The sequence below is a fragment of the Pantoea sp. X-Soil-OKNW-713 genome, from assembly GCF_059730685.1.
Genome location: NZ_AP035996.1, coordinates 614,090 through 635,221 on the forward strand (window position 1 = coordinate 614,090; position 21,132 = coordinate 635,221).

Sequence of the window (21,132 nt, forward strand, 5' to 3'; positions counted from 1 at the left end):
TCCATATGAAATATAATTTCCACATTTTATAACATGGAAAATATTTTTCATAAGTGAAAAGGATCACACGGCTTAACCGGAAGCGCGAGAAATCATCTCGAAGCCCATATCGATAATCGGGGTGGCGACAGCGTCCCCCTGCAAACGCGTCAGGAGCTGCTGCGCCGCCAGTCGTCCCATTGCTTGTCGGTCAACTCTCACCGTCGAAATCGCTGGAAAGTTTGCAGCAGCAAAATCGAGATCGCCAAAACCAATCACCGCCAGTTGCTGCGGCACAGCCAAACCACGCGCCTGTGCCTCCATCAACGCCCCCTGTGCCAGGGTATCGGAACTGCACACCATCACATCCACCGTCGGATCGGCATTCAGCAACTCGGCACAGGCCTCACGTCCACGTACCATCAATGCCGGAAGCGCGACCGCCGCATCCGCCAGCGGTGCTATACCCTGCGTCTGAAGCGCCTCCAGTAAGCCTTGCTTACGTTGCAGCGCACGACGGTCATCGGTCCAAATCAACGCCGGGCGTTGATAACCACGCTCCGCAAGATAAGCCGCAACGCGCTCCCCCACCTTTTCATGCGAGAAACCCACCAGCATATCTATCGGCGTCGGCGTCATGTCCCAAATTTCCACCACCGGCACATCAGCCTGAAGTAACACTTTCTTCAGTTGGCTGCTGTGATGGATACCGGTCAGGACGATGCCATCCGGCCGTCGCGACAGCAAAGTGGCGACGGTTTCTGCCTCGGTTTCGGTGCCATAACCGGTGACACATAGCAGCATATGGTAGCCGTTCGCACTCAACGTATCGTTCAGACTCTGGATGGTATCGACAAACATGTTGTTATTGATTTGCGGCACCACCACGGCAATCAGACGACTGCGATTGCTGGCCAGACTACCTGCCTGCGCATTGGGGATATAACCGGTGGCACTCACCGCCGCCAGCACTTTCTCCACGGTAGCGGGACGTACCTGCTGGGGCGAGTTTAACGCACGGCTGACGGTCATCGGCGAAATGCCGGCGACTCGCGCCACATCCTCCAGCGTAGGCGCACTTTTGCGCGCCGGGTTGCGTTGTTTCATGGCAGCTCAGAATCAAAATGGAAGGTGCACAGCATAACGCAAAACGAAACAACCCGGTTAATGTTAGGGCTATCATTAAAATCACAAAAATGATTAAAGTGTGATCTGCAAGACATTAATGGCGGGTAACAATGGCGCATAGTCCTCTCAATACAAAAATGTTAGCGCAATCATTTAACGGGAGAATCATATGTCAGGTGTTAATTCCACCGCAGTGAGTTATGCGAAAGCTCAGGGTTCAGGCACTGCTGCCGAGAGCGGCGATCGCATTGTTTGGGTCAATTTGTCGCTGGCCTTCCTGCCGCTGGCAACGCCGGTAAGCGATGCCAAAGTGCTGACCGGGCGCCAAAAACCGCTGACCGAAGTGGCGATCATCGTGGCGGAGATCGCCACCCGTGATGGTTTTGAAGGCATTGGTTTTAGCTACTCCAAACGTGCCGGGGGCCAGGGTATTTATGCCCACGCCTGTGAAATCGCGGATGCCCTGCTCGGGGAAGACCCCAACGATATCGACAAGATCTACACTAAACTGCTGTGGGCCGGTGCCTCGGTAGGCCGTAGTGGCATGGCGGTACAGGCGATTTCTCCGTTCGATATCGCGCTATGGGATATGAAAGCACGCCGCGCCCAGCTCCCGCTGGCGAAACTACTCGGTGCGCATCGTGATTCGGTGCAGTGCTACAACACTTCTGGTGGCTTCCTGCACACCCCGCTTGATCAGGTGATCAAGAACGTGGCGATCTCACGCGAAAACGGCATTGGCGGCATCAAGATAAAAGTCGGACAGCCCAATACTGCCGAGGATCTGCGTCGCCTGACGGCAGTACGCCAGACATTAGGCGACGATTTCCCGCTGATGGTCGATGCCAATCAGCAGTGGGATCGGGAAACCGCCATCCGCATGGGCCGTAAAATGGAACAATTCAATCTGGTATGGATTGAAGAACCGCTGGACGCTTACGACGTGGAGGGGCACGCTGCTCTGACGGCCGCGCTGGATACCCCCATCGCCACCGGTGAGATGCTCACCAGCTTCCGCGAGCATGAACAATTGATCCTCGGTAACGCCAGCGACTTTGTGCAGCCCGATGCGCCGCGCGTCGGCGGTATCACGCCCTTTTTGAAGATTATGGATCTGGCCGCACGCCACGGACGCAAGCTGGCACCGCATTTTGCCATGGAAATCCATATCCATCTGGCGGCAACCTATCCGATTGAACCCTGGCTGGAACACTTTGAGTGGCTCAATCCGCTGTTTAATGAACAGCTGGAGCTGCGTGACGGGCGGATGTGGATCTCTGACCGCCACGGCCTCGGCTTCAGCCTGAGCGAACAGGCGCGGCGCTGGACCACATTGACGCACAGCGTGGGTAAACGCCCCTGATCGGTCGCCATCCGTAGCGGCGCGATTTATCGCGCCGATACGTGTGACATCACGCCTTATCAGGCATATTCTCGCTGCGTTGCGCTTTCGCCAACGTACGGGCCAGCAGCGAGGAATACAGGGGTTTGCCGCCGAAGAATTGCGCCGCCAGCGTTGCGCCAAGACAGGTGATGATCATCGGCAAAATCAGTTGATAGTTATTGGTCATCTCCAGTACCAGCACAATCCCGGTCAGTGGCGCACGCACCGACGCGGCAAACAACGCTCCCATTCCGGCGACAGCAAAGGTCGCCGCTTCCAGCTGATAGCCAGGAAACCAGTGGACGCACAGCTGGCCGAAACAGGTGCCTAACAAGGTGCCGAGCGTCAACATCGGCGCGAAAATCCCACCAGGCGCACCGGAGGCAAAGCAGCAGATGGTGATCACCACACGCAGGGCGAACAAGGCAAACAAGCTAAGGGCAGTGAAATGACCGGCGGAGAAATCCGGGATCAAGGTAATACCACCGCTAATCGCTTCCGGCAGCACCAGCCCCAGCACACCGCATATGCCTGCCAGCAGGCTGCCCCAGAGTACCCACGGGGTAGTGCGTCCGTGATGCAAGCGCTGAAACTGATCCTGCGTCCAGAAAATCAGGCGATTAAATGCCACGCCGCAGCCCCCAAACACCACGCCCAACAGCAAATAAAGCCACAGCGTCTGCGTCGGCGCATCTTTTAACTGGCCGATATTGATAATCGCCTCATTGCCGTTAAACAACCGAAACACGATGCTCGACATAATGACACCGACAAACACCGCTTTAATTGAAATCAGGCTGTAGCGAAACTGCGGGCGCATCTCCTCGATGATAAACAGGATACCCGCCAGAGGCGCATTAAACGCCGCCGCGAGTCCTGCCGCCGCACCGGTTGCCAGCAAGGTATGACGCGATTCAGAAGACTTCACCCGGAACATATCCAGGCACATGCGGCCAATATTGCCGCCCAGTTGCACCGTCGGCCCCTCGCGTCCCAACACCATGCCGGAACCCAACGCACCCATGCCGCCGATAAATTTAACCGGCAGCACGCGCCACCAGCGCACCGGCCTTAACTCCTCCAGCGCCCCTTCAATCTCAGGGATGCCGGAGCCTCCTGCCTCTGGCGCAAAACGTCGCACCAGCCAGTAACCTAACGCCCCGAGTAGCGCGGCGGCAAAGAAGGCACACAAGACATTCAGCAGCGGATTATCCGCCTGGTCAGCCAGCCAGTTCACCCGCGAAGCAAAAATGAAGTTCACCGCTTTATCAAATGCCACCGCCACCAGCCCGGTCAGCACCCCAACCAGCGCCGCCAACAATAACAACGCCACCGGTGTTTTATCGCGCCGCAATAAACGTTGCAGCAACAAAAAGCGTCCTTCACGCATGATCGGTTGTGCCGAATTTTCTGTAACAGACATACCCATCCTCAGTTTTTTCACGCCGCCGTGTCGGCGATGTCTCCGTAATGCACTGCCAGCCATACGGTTGGCGGTTCTGCTGACGTCCAGTTAACGCGATGACGGCAACCGGGCGGAATAGCAACGAAATCCCCCACCCGCAGGTGGCGCTCCTGTAACTCGCCTTCCAATTGCAATCCGGCTTCACCCTGGACGATCAACACCCATTCGCCCTGTGTCTGGCAATACCAGAAATCCGGCGGGCTGGCCTGACCGGTCGACACGATACGTTCGATAAGCAAATTGGGTGCGGAAAACAGTTGTTCAAAGGTTTCGGCACTGCCTGCCTGAGCGGCGGCGGGGAATGCCTGCAACAGGTTGGTTAACATGCGGGGATCTCATCATGGCTGCAAATATGCTGCACTGTAACGCAGGCTTCACCCTGATTGCTCACAGTTTTTTGTTGCACCAATTGACGTTCAGCACACAAATCCCGATCATCCCCGCCGAAAATGGCTATGCATGGAGCATCACGGTGTCAGAACTCAGTAACGCATTGCTGGAAGAAATTATTGAAGAAGTTCGGCCACTTACCCGCCAGGGAAAAGTCGCTGACTATATTCCGGCGCTGGCAGACGTCTCGCCCGATCAACTCGGGATGGCAATCTACACCGCCGACGGTAACCATTATCAGGCCGGGGATGCCGATACGCGTTTTTCGATTCAGTCGATCTCGAAAGTGCTGTCGCTGACGGTGGCGCTGACGTTATATGACGAGCCAGAGATCTGGCAGCGTGTTGGCAAAGAGCCTTCGGGCCAGGCATTTAACTCGTTGGTGCAGCTGGAGCTGGAACAGGGCAAGCCGCGTAACCCGTTTATTAATGCCGGGGCGCTGGTGATGTGTGATCTGCTGGAGAGCCGTCTGACCGCACCGCGCCTGCGTATGCTGGAGATTGTAAGGCGTCTGGCGCAGCAGAATGACATCAACTATGACCGGGTGGTGGCACGTTCCGAGTATGAACATTCGGCACGTAATGCGGCGATTGCCTGGCTGATGAAATCCTTCGGCAATTTCCACAATGATGTCAGCAAAGTGATGGAAACCTATTTCCACTACTGCTCGCTGGCAATGAGTTGCAATGAGTTGGCCCGCACCTTCTTCTATCTTGCCAATCAGGGGCGCAGCCTGGGTGAGGATGTCACGGTGATTTCTCCCCGCCATGCCCGTCAGGTGAACGCCCTGATGATGACCAGCGGAATGTATGACGGTGCCGGTGAATTCGCCTGGCGCGTGGGGATGCCGGCAAAATCAGGGGTGGGCGGCGGCATTGTCGCGGTGATCCCCGGCGTGATGAGTATCGCGGTGTGGTCACCCGCACTGGATAGTTCGGGCAACTCACTGGCGGGAACGGTGATGCTGGAGAAGCTAACGGAGCGACTGGGGCGATCGATTTTTTAGCATCCGCCGATTAATGTGCAGCAAAAAAAACGCGGAGCTGACTGGCCAAAAATGCTATGTCAGCTTCGCCGGTCGCCGCCATAACGGTAAGTTCCACCAGTTCTGGTCGATCATAAACCTTAATGTTATTTCTCTTCAGAAAAAGCATCGTGGTATTCAGAGAGGTTCTTTTGTTGGCATCCGCAAAAATATGCCCACGCGCAATTGCGACCCAATAGGTGGCCGCTATCTCAAAAATATCCTGAACGCCTTCATAATACTGGCGATTCATGACGCGCGTAACGATGGCCTCAGCACGACCTGAGTCTTGCATTCCCGCAATACCCGCAATACCCGCAATACCCGCATAATGCTTTAAAATGTAATCGTGTAATGCAATGACTTCTTCTGCAGAAACATGATTCATCTATCCGTAAGCGCCTTATTAGATTGATCAAATTGACCAATTAACTCTGCGAATTCAGCATCTAATTTGGCTTTACGTAATGCCTCAAAACTGGTTTTACTGATAACAATTGCTGAGTCTCCGCCACGGCGAGTGATCTCAACCGCTTCTCCTGAAATCGCCTGATCCAAAACCTGCGCTAAATTCTCACGAGCGCTGGTATAGGTGAATTTATTCATAAACCCTCCGACATGTACAGGTTAATGGTACATGTTTTAAATATAACATACAATTTTGAACAGTGAGTATGCGCTCTGAGTTTCAACTCACCACATTCCGCGCCGTCCCCTGCCAAAATGCGTCCAGGTTGTTTTCAATGCCGCGCAGCAGGTTAGCGACGCCCTGTTGGCTGGCCCAGGCAATATGCGGGGTCAACAGCAGGTTGGGCACATCCGCTTGCAACAGGGGATGAGAGGCTGCGGGGGGTTCGCTACTCAACACATCCAGCGCCGCACCGGCAATCACGCCCTGACGCAGCGCATGGGCCAGATCGGTTTCGTTAATCAACCCACCGCGCGCGGTGTTGATAAGCCAGGCAGACGGCTTCATCTGCGCCAGCGCCGCCAGATTGATAAGCTGTTTGGTTTCAGGCGTCAGCGGGCAGTGCAGCGTCACGACATCGCTCTGCGCCAGCACCTGTTCGAAAGGGGTATAGCCCGGACGGACTTCCTGACTGCCCTGGCGATCGGCATAAAGCACCTTCATCCCCAGCGCCTGTGCCATCTCCCCCACTGCGCGGCCAATATCGCCTTTACCCACAACACCAAGCGTTGCGCCACAGATATCCTGAATCGGCTGACGATGGACACAAAAATGCGTTGAGGCCGGCCAGGCGCTGCGCGTGTGGTTTATGTAGTCAACCAGATGACGCCGCAGAGCAAACAAAAAGCCGATCACCCCTTCCGCCACGCTACGCGTCGAGTAACCGGGCACATTGCTCACCACCACACCGCGTTCACGACAGCTGGTCAGATCAATACAGTCGTAACCGGTTGCCGCGACACACACGTAACGTAACGCGGGTAACTGGCGTAGCGTGTCTGCACGCAGCGGCACCTTGTTGGTGATGACTATTTCCGCATCATGTAACACATGAACAATCTCCGCCAGCGAGGTGGTGCCACGATAGCGCCAGTCGGTGCACCAATGTGGGCGTTGTGGCGCATGCGGCAAGGTATCGCCGTCGAGGGTAACAATCTTCATCGCGTTATTGTTTCCGTAGTGATCTGATTAAGTTGCATTAAGGTTAACAAAAGCTGGGTGTTAAGTGATTATTTTCAAAAGGTGCGAATTTTTTCTTAAATGCCGCCAGTTTTTTTAACCCTTCCAGGGTAATCGCGTTACACTTCCGCCCAATTTAATCAGTCACCTCCGTTTTTGCCATGACGTTTTCAGCCACATTTCGCCAGCGCCTGACTGCCTGCATCGCCATCGTGGCGGTGTTGCTGCTGTTTGTCGCCCCGGTGGTGTCGAAAACGCTGTTGGAACGAGAAAACCGTGCGCAAAGCATGATGGCTGATATGCCGATGCACCACGCGGCAATGCCGGATATGGCCATGCCTGGCATGGACCATCACAGGATGGACGAAGGTGAGTTCGCCTGCGGCTACTGTGACCTGCTGGTACATGTGCCGCTGATGATGTGGGTATTTATCCCCTTCATCTGGTTGATGCTGGTGATCTCCCGCGCGCCGCCTCTCCCCTGCCTTATCACCCCGGTGATCCGCCGCCCGACGGGCATCCACCGACCACGGGCACCGCCAGCAACATCCTTCTGCTGATACGATTTGATCCGCAGCGCATCCGCCAGGATGACGCTTACGTATTCTTTTATCGGAAGGAAGACGGCTTTGTCTGTTGTTCACTCTGCGGCACCGCGCGGCGCGGTGCTTAATCTGTTACGCCGCTTACATTTTTACATTGGCCTGTTTGTCGCTCCCTTTATCTTTGTTGCCGCCCTGAGCGGCACCTTATATGTGCTGACGCCGCAACTGGAAAACCTGTTGTATAAAGATGCGCTGTACGTGCAACCCAACGGCGAGGCGCAGCCGTTGTCGGCGCAAATCACGGCTGCCCGTGCTTATGCAGGAGAGAACAAACGCATCTATGCGGTACGCCCGGCCCCCGAGGCCCGCGATACCACGCGGGTGCAATTTAGCGACCCGACGCTGGGGGCGTCACAATCGCGGGCGGTGTTTATCGATCCTTATACCTTGCAGGTGAAAGGCGATATGACGGTGTACGGCACCAGCGGCGTGTTGCCGCTGCGCACCACCCTGGACCTGCTTCACAGTAGCCTGCTGCTGGGTGATTTTGGGCGTAATTACAGTGAACTGGCGGCATCCTGGTTGTGGGTGGCCGCAGTGGGCGGCGTGCTGTTGTGGCTGGGTACGCGCCCGCGCCGTAAAGCGAAAGCACCGCGAGGACGTTTTGCCTTCAGCCGCCACTGGCATATCACCCTCGGCCTGACGTTGCTCCTTGGTTTGGTGTTTTTCTCGGTAACCGGGCTGACCTGGTCACAGTGGGCAGGCGGCAATATCGATCGCTGGCGTACCGAACTGAACTGGTTGACACCGCAGGTCAACACGGCGCTGAATAACGATGAACCGACTCGTCCTGCCGATCCCCATGCCGACCATCAAAGTATGCCGGGGATGGATATGTCGACGATGGTGATGCCCGTACAACAGGGACCGGTGAACCGATCTGATGCTGACTGGGACCGCGTACTCAACGCCGCGCGTGCCAACGGTATCTCAGCCGCCAAAGTTGAACTGCGTCAGCCGAAAAGCGTCGGTAAAGCCTGGACGGTGAGCGAAATTGATCGTAGCTGGCCAACTCAGGTAGATGCCGTTTCGGTTAATCCGCAGGATTTCACCATTGTCGATCATGTCTGGTTTGATCGCTTCCCGTTGGTTGCCAGGCTAACGCGCTGGGGGGTGGATGCGCATATGGGCGTGTTGTTCGGTTTGGCAAATCAGTTGTTGTTAGCGGCGTTTGGTCTTGGGTTGTGCACCATGATTGTACTGGGTTACCGCATGTGGTGGCTGCGCCGCCCGCAGCAGGCCGAAGCCAGCCCAACCCAAACCCTCACCGCCGCCTGGCTGGCGCTACCTCATTACGTGCAAGGTGTCTGCCTGTTGGTAGCGCTGGCGCTGGGCTATGCGTTGCCGGTGATGGGGATCAGCCTGCTGGCATTTTTGCTGGTCGATATTCTGCGCTGGCGCAAACAACAGCGCCAGCCGGTTGATCAACAGACGTTGCTGGCTTCCCAGCAATCTCCGCTTGGCATTATTCGTGCGCGTTTTGCCGTGAAACGCAAGGAGATGCGCCATTTCCTCTATGGGCTGTGCGTGCTGGCGCTGATTGTGGGGACGGTGATCAGCAATGCCATCATTGGTGGGGTGATTGATCAATACGGTATTCCGTTCGGGAGTTGGTCGCTGGCAATGTATCTGACGCAGGGCTTTATGATTGCGCTGTATACCACGGTGTTTACCGCGCTGATGTCGATCCCATTGTGGTATTGGTTCCTTGGCGAGAAGGACGAGTCACAGCAATAAACTTAACCGGCCATAGCGGCGCGATAAAATCGCGTGGCTATGACCGGTTCAATATATTTAACAGACACCCGCTGATTTACGTTTGCTGCTTTCTCATCAGGAGAGAACGTATGTCCCACAATCAGGAGTGTTACCGCTATGCCGCACCCGGCGAGCGCAGTTTAAAACGTCATCACACACACCAACCACAGCAGGTACGTTATCTGCAAGGTCTGGAGATCCGCACATCCGCCACCCGCACCAGAGAAGCGTCACGGCTACAGGTGCTGGTGTCAGGAAACTGCCGTATTTATCAGCAAGGAAGCGATACCAGGACGCATTTTAACCTGTGCGATCGCCTCGGTAATATCAGCCTGGTCATGGATTCGCAGGGAGAACGGGTCAGCCAGGAAACCTGGTATCCCTTTGGCGGCACCGCCAGTTGGTTAACCGGTAGTCAGGCGGGCGCAGAGATAAAATTCCAGCGCTATGCGGGAAAAGAACGCGATGCGACCGGATTAATGGCTTACGGCTGGCGTTACTACGCCCCCTGGCTGATGCGTTGGTTGAATAGCGATCCGGCGGGCACCGTTGACGGGCTAAACCTGTTCCGCATGGTGAGCAACAATCCCGTCACCCTGTTTGATCGGGATGGGAGAATGGAAAGATGGTTAATTGGTGCACTAAGCAGATCCATTCATATGGATTTAACCGCCAGACTAAATATCTTACAACTGCACAATGAACAGGAATCAGAACTGTTTTCATCGCCTCCAACTGCGACGGTCTTACCTGCCAACATTTCCGTGTCGGATACTATAAGTACAGCTGCCTCGACTTTCGAACCTCCACTCCCTGGAATATCAGGCGACATCAATCCAGATACCGAAACGTCGCAGCCAAGTCCAGTAGCAGGCTCCTCCCTGACTAAGAAAAAATGGGTTTGTAAAAAGTGCGACGAAGCCTTTCCTTCAAAATATGCAAGGATAAAGCATAATGAAATCAATCATATTAAGGAGTTGTATCCTTGCAGAAAGGGATGTCATAAAAGTTTCGAGATACAGGAATTACGTCAGAAACATGAAAAAAGAGTGCATGGTATTAAGACTTTCATTTGCGACTGGCCCTCATGTGGTGCGAAATTCACCACAGAAAGTTATTTAGATCGACATACAGAAATACATACTACCAGTAAAAATTTTTACTGCTCAGAGACCGGGTGTAATAAACAATTTAAGACACGGTATAATTTACAAGCTCATGAAAAAACACACAAGGAGCGGCAGGAGTATCTATGCGTAGAATGCGGATTATCATATAAGAATAAAGGTAATCTGACACGCCATAATACGAAATATCATCCGTAATGTTTTATACCTTCTGGTGGCGTGATGAATCGCGTCGCCAGAAGGTAACTTAACGGTTAAAAATCCGCTTTCAACACCACGCGATAATTGGCTTTACCAGCGCGTACATGATCGAGCGCCTTATTCACCTGCGACATCGGAAACTCTTCCACCGTTGGCGCAATATCGGCACGCGACGCCAGCTTCAGCAGCGCACGTAATTGTCCCGGCGAACCGGTCGACGAACCCGTGACCGCACGATCGCCGACAATCAGGCTAAACGCTGGCACTTCGAACGGCTTCATCACCGCGCCTACGGTGTGGAACTTGCCCTGACGCGCCAGCGCCTGGAAATACGGTGCCCAATCCAGATCCACCGCGACGGTGCTGATAATCAGATCGAACTGCCCGGCCAGCGCTTTCAACGCTTCAGGGTCGCGGCTGTTCACCACACGATCGGCCCCCATCGCCAGAATAGAATCGGTTTTTGCCGCAGAGGAACTGAAGGCAGTGACTTCTGCCCCCATTGCGCGCAGCAATTTGATCGCCATATGCCCCAGGCCGCCAATACCAATCACACCGACACGGCTGGTGGCGGTGATGTTGTTCATCAGCAACGGTTTGAATACGGTAATGCCGCCGCACAGCAACGGACCGGCGGTCGCGATGTCCAGCGCATCCGGTAGCGGAATCACCCATTGCCAGTTGGCACGCAAATGGCTGGCGAAACCACCGTGGTTATTAATGGTGGAGACTTTGCCATTCTCGCAGTTAACCTGATCGCCATTGATACAGGCGTCGCAGTGCTGACAACTTTTGGCCGTCCAGCCAATGCCAACACGCTGACCGAGGCGCAAGCCTTTATGCTGCGCCGCGTCGCCCAATGCCACCACCCGGCCAATCACTTCGTGACCGGCAATCAGCGGATAGGTTGAGCCGCCCCACTCGTTATCAATCATTGAAAGATCGGAATGGCAGACGCCACAGTAGTCCACCTCGACCTGCACATCCTCAGCAGCCAGTGGACCGGCATCGTATTCGTAAGGCACCAGCGCCTCACCCGCCTGCATGGCGGCATAGCTCGTAATTTTCATCGCTGTCCTCAGTGGTTGGTCTCTGATGACAGGAGTCTATCAAACCATCGCCCATTTTTATGCCGAATAATCATGCGATTACGTCAGCACCTGCTGCTGTTGCGTTGAAAAGCACGCAGGGTTAAAGCGGATCGTGGTTGATTGGACTGCGAAAAGCATGACGTGCGGCTTCGATCAACTGGCTGGCGGTCACCGTAGGCGGTAACCGCGTTAACACCTTCATCGCCTGCCAGTAGCACAGCACCATCTCTTCATCGGTTTCGTTTTCGGCCATTTCCCTTAACCGCCCACGCAGGGTTAACACATCCAGCGTTTGCTGCTCATCCACCATCTCCGCGATCGTTTGACTGATTACCTGATGGATGTTTTTCCAGGAAATATCGGCAAACACAGTAAACCTCTTTTTTGCTATCGGCTCCGGGCAAGTGAGTTAAAAAGGCGCGGCGAACGCGGCGTCTGAAAGAGAGAAAGTAAGATAACTATAGTTGGTTATTCCACTCCCAGACGGCGCCGTGCCTGACAATTTCGTAGCTCTCGGATCTGTAACCTGATTTTTCTATGGTACGGATTATGACGGAAGAGAATGGCTTTGTAACAAAAAAGCCTTAGCTTGTGCTGGTCGTCACCGCAACGCTTTGTCAAAGTAGGAAAACTTTTTCTCACTCAAGGGAGTCATGATGAGTCAGTCAACCGCATTGCATGCCGATCCACTGGTGTGGGGCCACGGCCCGAAGGTGTTTGAAGTGTTTCTTGAACCCACCTGCCCGTATTCCGTTCGCGCCTTTAATAAGTTCGATGCCTTGCTGAATCTGGTCGGCGAAGATCAGATGACGTTGAAAATCCGTTTGCAATCACAGCCCTGGCATATGTACTCCGGTCTGATTGTGCGCTATATCCTCGCGGCATCCACCTTGCCGGAAGGAAAAGCCGCCGCCAAAGCGGTGTTAAAAGCGGTGGCTGATCACCGTGAAGAGTTTGAGTTCGCCGATCACGCGCGTGGACCGAATATGGATACCACGCCAAATCAGATCATCGACCGTCTGGAGCAGTACAGCGGCATCAATGCCCGCGCGCCCTTTGACCGTGCCGAATTGCAGAATGAAATTAAATGGCACTGCAAATATTCGCGCCAGAACGGAATCCACGTTTCGCCAACCTTTATTGTCAACGGGCTGGTGCAACTGGATATTGGTAGCGGTGATGAGATTGAATCCTGGGCAAAACGCATCCTTGCCTGACCACCAGGCCCGCCGGTGCGGGCCTTTCGCTATATTTCGCAATAGTTTACCCCTTGCCCTGAAGGGGTTATCCTGTTAATCGTTATTTACCTAATTATATAGCGAGAAATGGAATGCAATCTAAACTTCTTAGCGCGCTACTGCTCACCGCGGGCGCAACTGTCAGTCTCAATGCTCTGGCGAATACCGACATTCGCGTCACTTACGCCGGTTCGATGGGTAAAGTGATGGACCAGGCTTTAGGTCCAGCCTTTGCTAAAGAGCATAATGGCAACTATCAGGGTCAAGGTCAGGGCGCTTACGGTATGGCGCGGTTACTGGCGAGTAAGAAAATCACCGCCGATGTGTTTGTTTCCATCACCCCCGGCCCGATGCAGATTCTGAAGGATGCCGGATTGATTGATACCGCCGTCCCGGTCGCCAGTACCAGCATGGTGATCGCCTATAGCCCGAAAGGGAAATATGCCCAGCAATTCGCGCACGCCAAAGGCAGCGATGCCAGCTGGCTGAAGGTACTGGCAACGCCAGGTCTGAAATTTGGCCGCACCGACCCCATTAACGATCCGAAAGGTCAGAACATCGTGTTTACCCTGCTGCTGGCTGAGAAGTATTACCATCAGCCGGGTATTGCAGAAAAAATCATGGGCGGCGTACAGAACCCGGCGCAAACCCATCTGGAAGGTGGCCTGCTGGCGCGTCTGGAAAGTGGACAGGTGGATGCCGCTGCCGGTTATGAAAGCGAAGTGATCTCCGCCCATCTGCCTTACATTGCACTGCCGGATGAGATCAACCTCAGTAACCCGGATCAAGCCAAACAGTGGTATGACACCGTCAGCTTCCAGGTGAAAGACAGCCAGGGCAACGATAAAACGCTGCATACCCAGCCGATGGTGTACTACGCAGCCGTGCTGAAGAATGCCCCGAATGGCACTGCCGCCGGTAAAGCTTTCGTCGACTTTATGTTAAGCCAGCCGGGCCAGGCACTGTTTAAACAGAATGGCTATGCCGCACCGAAAGGCGGAGCCTTGTACGCGCAATGAGAAAACGCCAGCCCACCGCGCTGTGGCTCTCCCTCCCTGCCTTACTGCTGCTGGCGGTGCCGTTCGTCACCCTGATTGGTGTGACGCACTGGCAACATCTGCGGCTGGCGTGGGGCGATAGCCATGCCATTGCCACGTCGCTCAGTTTGGGGGCGGTGGCCTTGCTACTGATTTTTATCAGCGGTTTACCGGTGGCCTGGTGGCTGTCACAGGCGCGTGGCAAAGCGCGCCTGGTCGTGGAGTTGGTGGTGCTAATCCCTCTGTTGACGCCGCCGCTGGCAATGGGGATATTGCTGGTCAGCGCCTATGGGCCCTACAGCCTGCCCGGCGAACTGCTTGGCCGTTTTGGTATGACGCTGGTGAATAACCCGGCAGCCTTTGTGCTGGCGCAATGGTATGGCGCACTGCCCTACTTCGTCACCGCCGCGCGTTCCGCCTTTGCCGGCGTGCCAAAAGAGATTCTCGAAGCCGGACGTACCCTCGGCGCACCGCCCTGGCAACGTTTCTGGCGGCTTTCAGTACCGATTGCCGCGCCCGGTCTGGCTTCAGCGACCGCCCTCGCCTGGGTGCGTGCCATGGGTGAATTTGGCATTGTGATGATCTTTGCTTACTTTCCCCAGGGCATGCCGGTGCAACTGTACAACAACCTGCAAAATGACGGTGTCGATGCGGTTTACGTGCTGTTGTGGTTGCTGTTGTTTTTTACCCTGCCGGTGCCGCTGCTGTGTTTCGTCACTTCGCGACGGTTGCAGCAAGGGAAAAACGTGTTGGTTTAACATTATCCCGATCGCCAGCTCTCAACACGTCGCGCGCTTTCCGCCATCGCCTGTTTGATACTCTCCAGCAGTTGTTCAACATCAAGCGGTTTGGTAAAGGCGGCAAAAGCATCCTGGCGAAAAGCTTCCGGGATATCATGATCGGCCATCATGATGACGGGCAGCAACGGATGCCGCCGCTTGTTCTCCTCCAGCCAACCGGGGCCATTAAAATCGGCGAGCGGGACATCAAGTAACAGACACCCCGAAAAAGGCTCCGCATCAGGGTCGGGCAGACAGGCTTCAAATCCGCCGAGTTCGGCAAAATCCACCACGTCGTAACCGAGCGTTTTTAACAGGAACGCGATGGATTCGCGTAATGGCGTATCGTCATCCACCAGCCAGATTATTGCACTCATCAAACTACCCCGCAGTTGAAATATCAGCCTAATCTCGCGCCGCGAGGGCTGATAATAGTCTGCGCGTAGCCGCATCTCCACCAGATAAACAACCTACCGCCGCGCTTAGTTTTTCGTGGTGACCATAACCGGTCGCAATAATAGCTCCACCTTAAAAAACAGTGACTTCGCCTCGGGTCAACAATAATGGACGTGTTGGTGCCTGACTCCAGCACCTCAGTGGTCGCGTTATTTCCGCGCTACGCTGATGAGATAAATGTCACTTTTTTTTTATAACGAAAATTTTCAGACAACAGGAAGGTGAGATGAGAGAGGGTTCATGACTTAAGTCGTGTCAATTTGTAGCGGCGCGATTTATCGCGCAATTCCATGCTCACTGCTGGAAATAAACGCGCGATAAATCGCGCCGCTACAGATCAGCACAAGGACTTAACTGTTGCGGTGCAGATGGCTGCTGACAAAGGCCTTACAACGCGGCGAGATCGGGTCACTGAACACCTGCTGCGGTGAGCCGGATTCTTCAATTTTACCCTGATGCAAAAACACCGCTTTATTGGAAACATCACGGGCAAAACCCATTTCATGGGTGACGATAATCATCGTACGCCCCTCTTCCGCCAGACCACGGATTACGCGCAGCACTTCACCCACCAGTTCCGGGTCCAGTGCTGAGGTGGGTTCATCGAACAGAATCGCCTTGGGCTGTTGCGCCAGGGCACGGGCAATCGCCACCCGCTGTTGCTGACCACCCGAAAGCTGCGACGGCCAGGCGTTGCGTTTCTCATACAGGCCCACTTTATGCAGCAACGCTTCGGCTTCCTCCAGCGCTTCTTTGTGGCTGCGCTTCTGCACATGGACCGGCGCTTCCATGATGTTTTGCAACACGGTTTTATGCGGCCACAGGTTGAAACTCTGGAAGACAAAACCGAGCTGCATACGCATCAATTTGATGCTGCGACGCTGCTCGCGATTCAGCTTTTCATGCGGGTTATCGATGGTGACCAACTCGTCACCCACCGCAATTTCACCGCCCTGCGGCACTTCGAGGAACGGAATACAGCGCAGCAAGGTACTTTTACCCGAGCCGCTGGCACCAATCAGCGAAATCACGTCGCCGTCCTGCGCCGTCAGACTGATGTCGTGCAGCACTTCATGGCCACCGTAACTTTTTCTGAGATGGCTCAGGGCGATAGTCGGTTTGCTCATTAACGTGCTCCAGCGTAGTAAGGGGACAAACGGCGCTCCAGCAGCACCACACCTTTGCTCACCAGCACGGTCAGCAGCAGGTAAATAATCGCCGCGCTGAGAAACACCTCCAGCGCGCGGAACGTCTCGGAGACAATCGAATCGGCAATTCCGGTCATCTCCATCAGGCTGATGGTACTGACCAGAGAGGTCGATTTGATCATCGAGATGATTTCATTGCTATACGCCGGCAGCGCCTGACGGATGGCAATCGGCAGCGTGATGCGCCGCAGGGTGGTAAAGCGCGACATGCCGCACACCTTCGCCGCTTCCAGCGATTGCACGCTTACCGCGTTCAAACCACCGCGCAGAATTTCTGAGGTATAAGCCGCATCATTAAGAATTAACGCGATCAGGCCACACCAGTAAGGATCACGCAGCAGCGGCCAGAAAATACTTTCGCGCACCGCCGGTAAGCTGCCGAGTCCGTAGTAGATCATAAAAATCTGGATCAGCAGCGGCGTTCCGCGAAACAGCCAGACGTAAAAACGCGCCACGTAGCTGCCTGCTCGGTTCTGACGTAGCAGATTCAGCAGCAGCGCCAACACGCCACCGCCAACCAGCGACAGCACGGCAAGATTGAGCGTCAGCGGTAATCCGCGCAGCAGCGCCACCAGAGTGTGCTGCAAAAAGGAAAAATCCATCAGGCCTCCTTACAACCGGGCGCGTTGTTGCCCGCGCATGGCCACTTTTTCCACATAGCGGAAGACAAAATCGGAACAGGTGGTGATGATCAGATAAATCACCGCTCCCACGCTGTAAAAGAAGAACGGCATTTGCGTTGAGTTGGAGGCGGTCGAAATCTGGTTCATGGTTTCCACCAGGCCAGTGACCGAAACCAGGGCCGACTCTTTAATCACCGATTGCCACTGATTACCCATGCCGGGCAACGCCGTTTTCAGCGCCTGCGGCACAATCATGCGGCGAAACATCATTAACCGACCCATACCGGTGACGGTAGCCGCTTCCAGCGTGCCTTTCGGAATGGCGTGATACGCACCGCGAAACACGCCGCTTTGATAAGCACCAGAGATCAGGCCGATAGCGATGGCCCCGGCAACAAAGCCATTTACATCGTAGGGGCCGGCGATATCGAGGATTTCACCAAAGAAGGCCACCACCTGGCGGCCACCAAAGTAAAACAGGTAAATCACCAACAGTTCCGGCACACCGCGAAACAGCGTGATGTAACCCCCCGCCAGCTTTTGCTGCCAGCGCGATCCACCAATCTGCATCCAGCACAACAGGCTGCCAAGAATTGCGCCCAGCAGCCAGGCGCAGAGAGAAACGGTCACGGTGACGGTGGCAGCATTGAGCAGCACGCCGCCCCAGCCTTCGTCACCAAACCCTAACAGTTGCCAGTCGATAGTCATAAGCGTCAGGCATTACTCCGCAGGCGCGACGTTCTCGCCGAACCACTTGATAGAAAGCTGTTTCAGGGTGCCGTCTTTGATCATCGATACCAGCGCAGCATCCAGCGCGGCTTTCAGTTCCGGGTTGTTTTTACGCAAGGCAATCGCCGAACCCTGACCCAGCACACCGCCGACAAAACCGTAGCCGGTGCTGTTTACGGTATCCGCGTGCTTTTTCACGTAGGCATTGAGGTTAGTGCGTGACGCCATTACCGCATCAACACGACCATTCAGCAGGTCAGCGAAGGTTTCCGGGCCGCCCTGATAAGTACGGATGGTGGCAACATCGGCCAGGTATTTATTCAGGAAGTCAGCCTGAATGGTGGCAACCTGCACGGCAATGGTTTTGCCCTTGAATTTCGCGCGCAGCGCGTCGATGGCTTTGGTCATACCCGCTTCATCGCCCGCCGTGACCACTTCGTTGTTACCCGGCAGGGTATCCAGCGCACTGCCCTTCAGGGTCACGAAACCTGAAACACTCACGGTGTACTGATGGGTAAAATCCACTACCTCTTCACGCTTCGGCGTAACGGTCACCGCATCAACCACTGCGTCATATTTGCCGTCTACCAGGCCTGGGATCATGCCAGACCATTTCTGCGCCACCAGCTCATATTTAAAGCCAACGCGCTTTGCCAGCTCCGCCACCATATCCGGCTCATAACCGACAATTTTGCCGCTCGGTGTGGACTGGTTAAACGGAGGATAAGCCGCCTCAGTAGCAAATTTCAGGGTGCCGAAATCTTTCGCCTGGACCAGAGCAGAAGAGGCAAGCAGCAGCATGCCAACGGAAGCAGTAAAAAGCCCTTTACGCATCATAAAACCTCAAAGTTTGTTATTGATTGTTGGAGAGTAGATCGATGGCTAAACGGGCTAAAGCCTGAGTGCCTGCGTGAATACTGCGCTCGTCGGGCTGGTAGTCCGAGTTGTGCAGATGATCGTCGCGACCCGGTGCGCCAGAACCGATATGGATCTGGCAACCCGGCGCACGTTCAGTAAACAGCGAGAAATCCTCGGCACCGAAACTGGCACTGGGTTTCGCCACAATCGTTTTACCGAACTGGTGCGACAGAATGGTTTCCAGCTGATCAATCAACGCATCATCATTCATCAGGGGCGGCACGCCGCGCTGATAATTGACCTCGATACGCGTGTTCAGCGCCAGCGCCACCCCGGCACAAATACGTTTAAACGCCGTCTCGATATGCGCGCGCGTGGCCGGTGATTTGGCACGGACCGTGCCCTGAATCAGGCAGCTATCAGGGACGATATTATGCGTGGTACCACCGTGAATATGGCCAACGGTCAGTACCGCTGAGTTCGACGGATCGACTTCACGCGAGATGATGGTCTGCAACTGGGTAATCAGATGCACAGCAGCGATAATCGGGTCGGTCCCCATATGCGGGCGTGCCGCATGGGTAGAGACGCCGTGCACTACCAAATCAAACTCATCGCTGGATGCCGTGCTGGCACCGCGCGTCAGACCGATTTCACCGGCCGCCAGCTCAGGTTTGTTGTGCAGCGTCACCGCCAGATCGATGCCATCGGCAGCACCGTCAGCAATCATCGCCTCCGCGCCACTTTCCGGCGTCTCTTCGGCGGGTTGAAAAATCAGGCGTACAGTGCCATGCAACTGGTGGCGGTAATGCGGCAGGATCGCCGCCACGCCCAACATGGTTGCGGTATGAATATCGTGCCCGCAGGCGTGCATTTTACCGGGATAGTTGCTGCTGAAGGGCAATCCGGTTTGTTCGTGAATCGGCAACGCGTCCATATCGGCGCGCAGCAGCAAGGTCTTGCCGGGATACTCACCTTTGATATCCACCATCACACCGGTTTTGCCGACGCCGGTTTGTGGCGTCAGGCCCAGTGCCAGCAGTTCCTGCTCAACAATTTTTGCGGTGCGGATGGTATCGAAACCCAGTTCAGGGTGGGCGTGAATATCACGGCGGATAGCGATGAGATGCGCTTCGAGGCTTTCACTTCTGGCGCTGATTTCCCGGGCCAACGTGGCTTTATGGTCTGTCATAAGTGCGGTGTTCTTTTCTCAGGCTTACGCCCGGCCTTTATGGCATTTTTATGAAGAAAGTCTCTGTATTTATTCACAGCCCCTGGCAGAATGCAACGCGCAATCTTGCGGGTTACTTGCTGAATTTTCGCGATATTTTGCTAATCCCCTGCGAAAGCAGGATAAAACCCCACGTCAGGCAAATGAACCAGTTATAACATTCATAACTGGCCCGGAATCATCAGCATTTCTGATTTTGTTACTGAACAAAAAATCCCATCGCAATCGGACCCGCCCGGCCACTCATTTCACGATCTATCGACGGTGGCGTGACGCGCAGCGTGTAAAATCCATCCCACACTGCTGGCGAGCCTGAGAGCGCCATCCCTGGGTTCAACCGCGTGATACGTGGGGACAACTGACTTTCAGGCTGGCGATTTCAGCCTGAAATTCGTAAAAAGCGTTGCGGTGTATCGCCCAGTGAACGGCGGAACATGGAGATAAAGGCGCTGGGGCTTTGATAGCCAAGCTGACTGGCAATGCGTAACACCGGCTGGCCCTGCGCCAGTTGGACCAACGCTTCCGACAAACGTAACTGCTGCCGCCATTGGGTAAAGGTGATACCGGTTTGATCGCGGAATAACCGCGCGAGAGTTCGTGAACTGGCGCCAACACGACTGCCCCACTCCTCCAGCGTGTCACTGCTGGCCGGGCTTTGCAGTAGCTGCTGGCAAATGTTCATCAGGCGACGATCGGCGGGTAACGGTAATACACACACCGGACCCTCCGGGGCGCGGCGCAATTCATCCAGTAGCAGCGGCGTGACCAGTTCAACACGCTGTAGATCGGGATGTGGCTGCAACCCAATCTCCACCAGCGTCTGCATCAACGCCTGGAGTAGCGGCGAAATCATCATGCTGCGCGCTTCCGGCCAAAAGGCGCGTGCCACTACCGGTTCCAGGTACAAACTCAAACTGCGAATATCGCTTAACGCCGTCAGCGCATGAGGAACCGTGCCCGGCAGCCATAACGCCCTGCCCGGCGTTAAGGTCCAGGATGCGGTGTGCGTCTGTACCCGCATCACCCCCTGTAAACACAACACCAGTTGTGCCACTTCATGCGCATGCCAGCGCTCCTCACGTCCCGCGTGATAATGCATTTCCCGTGTGGTCAATAACGGTAGCGCCGGGGAATCGTCAGCTAACCGTGGTTTGTTCAATACCATCTCACCCA

General features: G+C 55.0%; 23 protein-coding genes. 8 read left to right on the plus strand and 15 right to left on the minus strand.

Features of this window, described 5'->3' with window-relative positions; all coding sequences use genetic code 11:
- Positions 1-72: 72 nt before the first annotated feature.
- The gene (locus AC6I8R_RS23285; RefSeq protein WP_497833030.1) at positions 73-1,086 is read right to left on the minus strand and encodes a LacI family DNA-binding transcriptional regulator; all 1,014 of its coding nucleotides are present in this window, start codon (positions 1,084-1,086) and stop codon (positions 73-75) included.
- A gap of 190 nt (positions 1,087-1,276) precedes the next feature.
- Here AC6I8R_RS23285 and AC6I8R_RS23290 point away from each other — a divergent pair, with 190 nt between their 5' ends.
- On the plus strand, positions 1,277-2,470 hold the full coding sequence (locus AC6I8R_RS23290; RefSeq protein WP_208725992.1) for an L-talarate/galactarate dehydratase: 1,194 nt from the start codon (positions 1,277-1,279) through the stop codon (positions 2,468-2,470).
- Positions 2,471-2,519: 49 nt separating this feature from the next.
- Here the strand turns inward: AC6I8R_RS23290 and clcA are convergent, their stop codons facing one another.
- Positions 2,520-3,914 (minus strand): H(+)/Cl(-) exchange transporter ClcA, encoded by a 1,395-nt coding sequence (gene clcA, locus AC6I8R_RS23295; RefSeq protein ID WP_415173338.1) that lies wholly within the window; start codon positions 3,912-3,914, stop codon positions 2,520-2,522.
- A 17-nt stretch (positions 3,915-3,931) separates the two neighbouring features.
- The gene (locus AC6I8R_RS23300) at positions 3,932-4,282 is read right to left on the minus strand and encodes a cupin domain-containing protein (RefSeq protein ID WP_415173337.1); all 351 of its coding nucleotides are present in this window, start codon (positions 4,280-4,282) and stop codon (positions 3,932-3,934) included.
- Between the two features lie 146 nt (positions 4,283-4,428).
- Here AC6I8R_RS23300 and glsB point away from each other — a divergent pair, with 146 nt between their 5' ends.
- The gene (gene glsB, locus AC6I8R_RS23305) at positions 4,429-5,352 is read left to right on the plus strand and encodes a glutaminase B (RefSeq protein ID WP_497833065.1); all 924 of its coding nucleotides are present in this window, start codon (positions 4,429-4,431) and stop codon (positions 5,350-5,352) included.
- Positions 5,353-5,362: 10 nt separating this feature from the next.
- On the opposite strand, the gene AC6I8R_RS23310 is transcribed toward glsB, so the two are convergent.
- From AC6I8R_RS23310 to AC6I8R_RS23320, 3 genes are all read right to left on the minus strand, one after another.
- Entirely contained in the window at positions 5,363-5,758 is a 396-nt protein-coding gene (locus AC6I8R_RS23310; RefSeq protein ID WP_415173336.1) for a type II toxin-antitoxin system death-on-curing family toxin, read from the minus strand.
- Positions 5,755-5,976, minus strand: a complete 222-nt coding sequence (locus AC6I8R_RS23315; RefSeq protein WP_415173335.1) for a type II toxin-antitoxin system Phd/YefM family antitoxin — start codon at positions 5,974-5,976, stop codon at positions 5,755-5,757. The genes AC6I8R_RS23310 and AC6I8R_RS23315 overlap by 4 nt, the downstream gene beginning before the upstream one ends.
- 82 nt (positions 5,977-6,058) lie before the next feature.
- Positions 6,059-7,000: a D-2-hydroxyacid dehydrogenase gene (locus AC6I8R_RS23320; RefSeq protein WP_415173334.1), complete on the minus strand. Its 942-nt coding sequence runs from the start codon at positions 6,998-7,000 to the stop codon at positions 6,059-6,061.
- 179 nt (positions 7,001-7,179) lie between these two features.
- Here AC6I8R_RS23320 and AC6I8R_RS23325 point away from each other — a divergent pair, with 179 nt between their 5' ends.
- The 3 genes from AC6I8R_RS23325 to AC6I8R_RS23335 all read left to right on the plus strand — a co-directional run bounded on the left by AC6I8R_RS23325 (position 7,180) and on the right by AC6I8R_RS23335 (position 10,706).
- Complete coding sequence (locus tag AC6I8R_RS23325; RefSeq protein ID WP_208725996.1) at positions 7,180-7,578, plus strand: DUF2946 domain-containing protein; 399 nt, start codon at positions 7,180-7,182, stop codon at positions 7,576-7,578.
- Positions 7,579-7,608: 30 nt separating this feature from the next.
- Positions 7,609-9,360, plus strand: coding sequence for a DUF2534 family protein (locus tag AC6I8R_RS23330; RefSeq protein WP_497833031.1), 1,752 nt, complete (start codon positions 7,609-7,611; stop codon positions 9,358-9,360).
- Positions 9,361-9,470: 110 nt separating this feature from the next.
- Entirely contained in the window at positions 9,471-10,706 is a 1,236-nt protein-coding gene (locus tag AC6I8R_RS23335; RefSeq protein WP_497833032.1) for an RHS repeat-associated core domain-containing protein, read from the plus strand.
- Between the two features lie 56 nt (positions 10,707-10,762).
- Here AC6I8R_RS23335 and ahr read toward each other — a convergent pair whose 3' ends face one another.
- Positions 10,763-11,779, minus strand: a complete 1,017-nt coding sequence (gene ahr / locus AC6I8R_RS23340; RefSeq protein WP_208725999.1) for an NADPH-dependent aldehyde reductase Ahr — start codon at positions 11,777-11,779, stop codon at positions 10,763-10,765.
- A 121-nt stretch (positions 11,780-11,900) separates the two neighbouring features.
- Entirely contained in the window at positions 11,901-12,170 is a 270-nt protein-coding gene (locus AC6I8R_RS23345; RefSeq protein WP_013511221.1) for a hypothetical protein, read from the minus strand.
- 286 nt (positions 12,171-12,456) lie between these two features.
- Between AC6I8R_RS23345 and AC6I8R_RS23350 the strand changes: the two genes are divergently transcribed.
- From AC6I8R_RS23350 to AC6I8R_RS23360, 3 genes are all read left to right on the plus strand, one after another.
- Entirely contained in the window at positions 12,457-13,017 is a 561-nt protein-coding gene (locus tag AC6I8R_RS23350) for a DsbA family protein (RefSeq protein ID WP_208726553.1), read from the plus strand.
- A 113-nt stretch (positions 13,018-13,130) separates the two neighbouring features.
- Positions 13,131-14,057, plus strand: coding sequence for an extracellular solute-binding protein (locus AC6I8R_RS23355; RefSeq protein ID WP_415173331.1), 927 nt, complete (start codon positions 13,131-13,133; stop codon positions 14,055-14,057).
- Positions 14,054-14,833: a molybdate ABC transporter permease subunit gene (locus AC6I8R_RS23360; protein ID WP_415173330.1), complete on the plus strand. Its 780-nt coding sequence runs from the start codon at positions 14,054-14,056 to the stop codon at positions 14,831-14,833. The genes AC6I8R_RS23355 and AC6I8R_RS23360 overlap by 4 nt, the downstream gene beginning before the upstream one ends.
- A 2-nt stretch (positions 14,834-14,835) precedes the next feature.
- Here AC6I8R_RS23360 and AC6I8R_RS23365 read toward each other — a convergent pair whose 3' ends face one another.
- From AC6I8R_RS23365 to AC6I8R_RS23395, 7 genes are all read right to left on the minus strand, one after another.
- The gene (locus AC6I8R_RS23365; protein ID WP_497833033.1) at positions 14,836-15,231 is read right to left on the minus strand and encodes a response regulator transcription factor; all 396 of its coding nucleotides are present in this window, start codon (positions 15,229-15,231) and stop codon (positions 14,836-14,838) included.
- Positions 15,232-15,660: 429 nt separating this feature from the next.
- The gene (locus AC6I8R_RS23370; RefSeq protein ID WP_013511216.1) at positions 15,661-16,437 is read right to left on the minus strand and encodes an ABC transporter ATP-binding protein; all 777 of its coding nucleotides are present in this window, start codon (positions 16,435-16,437) and stop codon (positions 15,661-15,663) included.
- A complete protein-coding gene (locus AC6I8R_RS23375; RefSeq protein WP_497833034.1) occupies positions 16,437-17,120 on the minus strand; it encodes an ABC transporter permease in 684 nt (227 codons plus the stop codon). The genes AC6I8R_RS23370 and AC6I8R_RS23375 overlap by 1 nt, the downstream gene beginning before the upstream one ends.
- 9 nt (positions 17,121-17,129) lie before the next feature.
- Positions 17,130-17,849, minus strand: a complete 720-nt coding sequence (locus AC6I8R_RS23380; RefSeq protein ID WP_497833035.1) for an ABC transporter permease — start codon at positions 17,847-17,849, stop codon at positions 17,130-17,132.
- Positions 17,850-17,861: 12 nt separating this feature from the next.
- Positions 17,862-18,707: a transporter substrate-binding domain-containing protein gene (locus AC6I8R_RS23385; RefSeq protein ID WP_208726007.1), complete on the minus strand. Its 846-nt coding sequence runs from the start codon at positions 18,705-18,707 to the stop codon at positions 17,862-17,864.
- Between the two features lie 16 nt (positions 18,708-18,723).
- Positions 18,724-19,920, minus strand: a complete 1,197-nt coding sequence (locus AC6I8R_RS23390; protein WP_208726008.1) for a M20 metallopeptidase family protein — start codon at positions 19,918-19,920, stop codon at positions 18,724-18,726.
- Positions 19,921-20,338: 418 nt separating this feature from the next.
- Positions 20,339-21,124: an AraC family transcriptional regulator gene (locus AC6I8R_RS23395; RefSeq protein ID WP_415175449.1), complete on the minus strand. Its 786-nt coding sequence runs from the start codon at positions 21,122-21,124 to the stop codon at positions 20,339-20,341.
- Positions 21,125-21,132 lie beyond the last annotated feature (8 nt).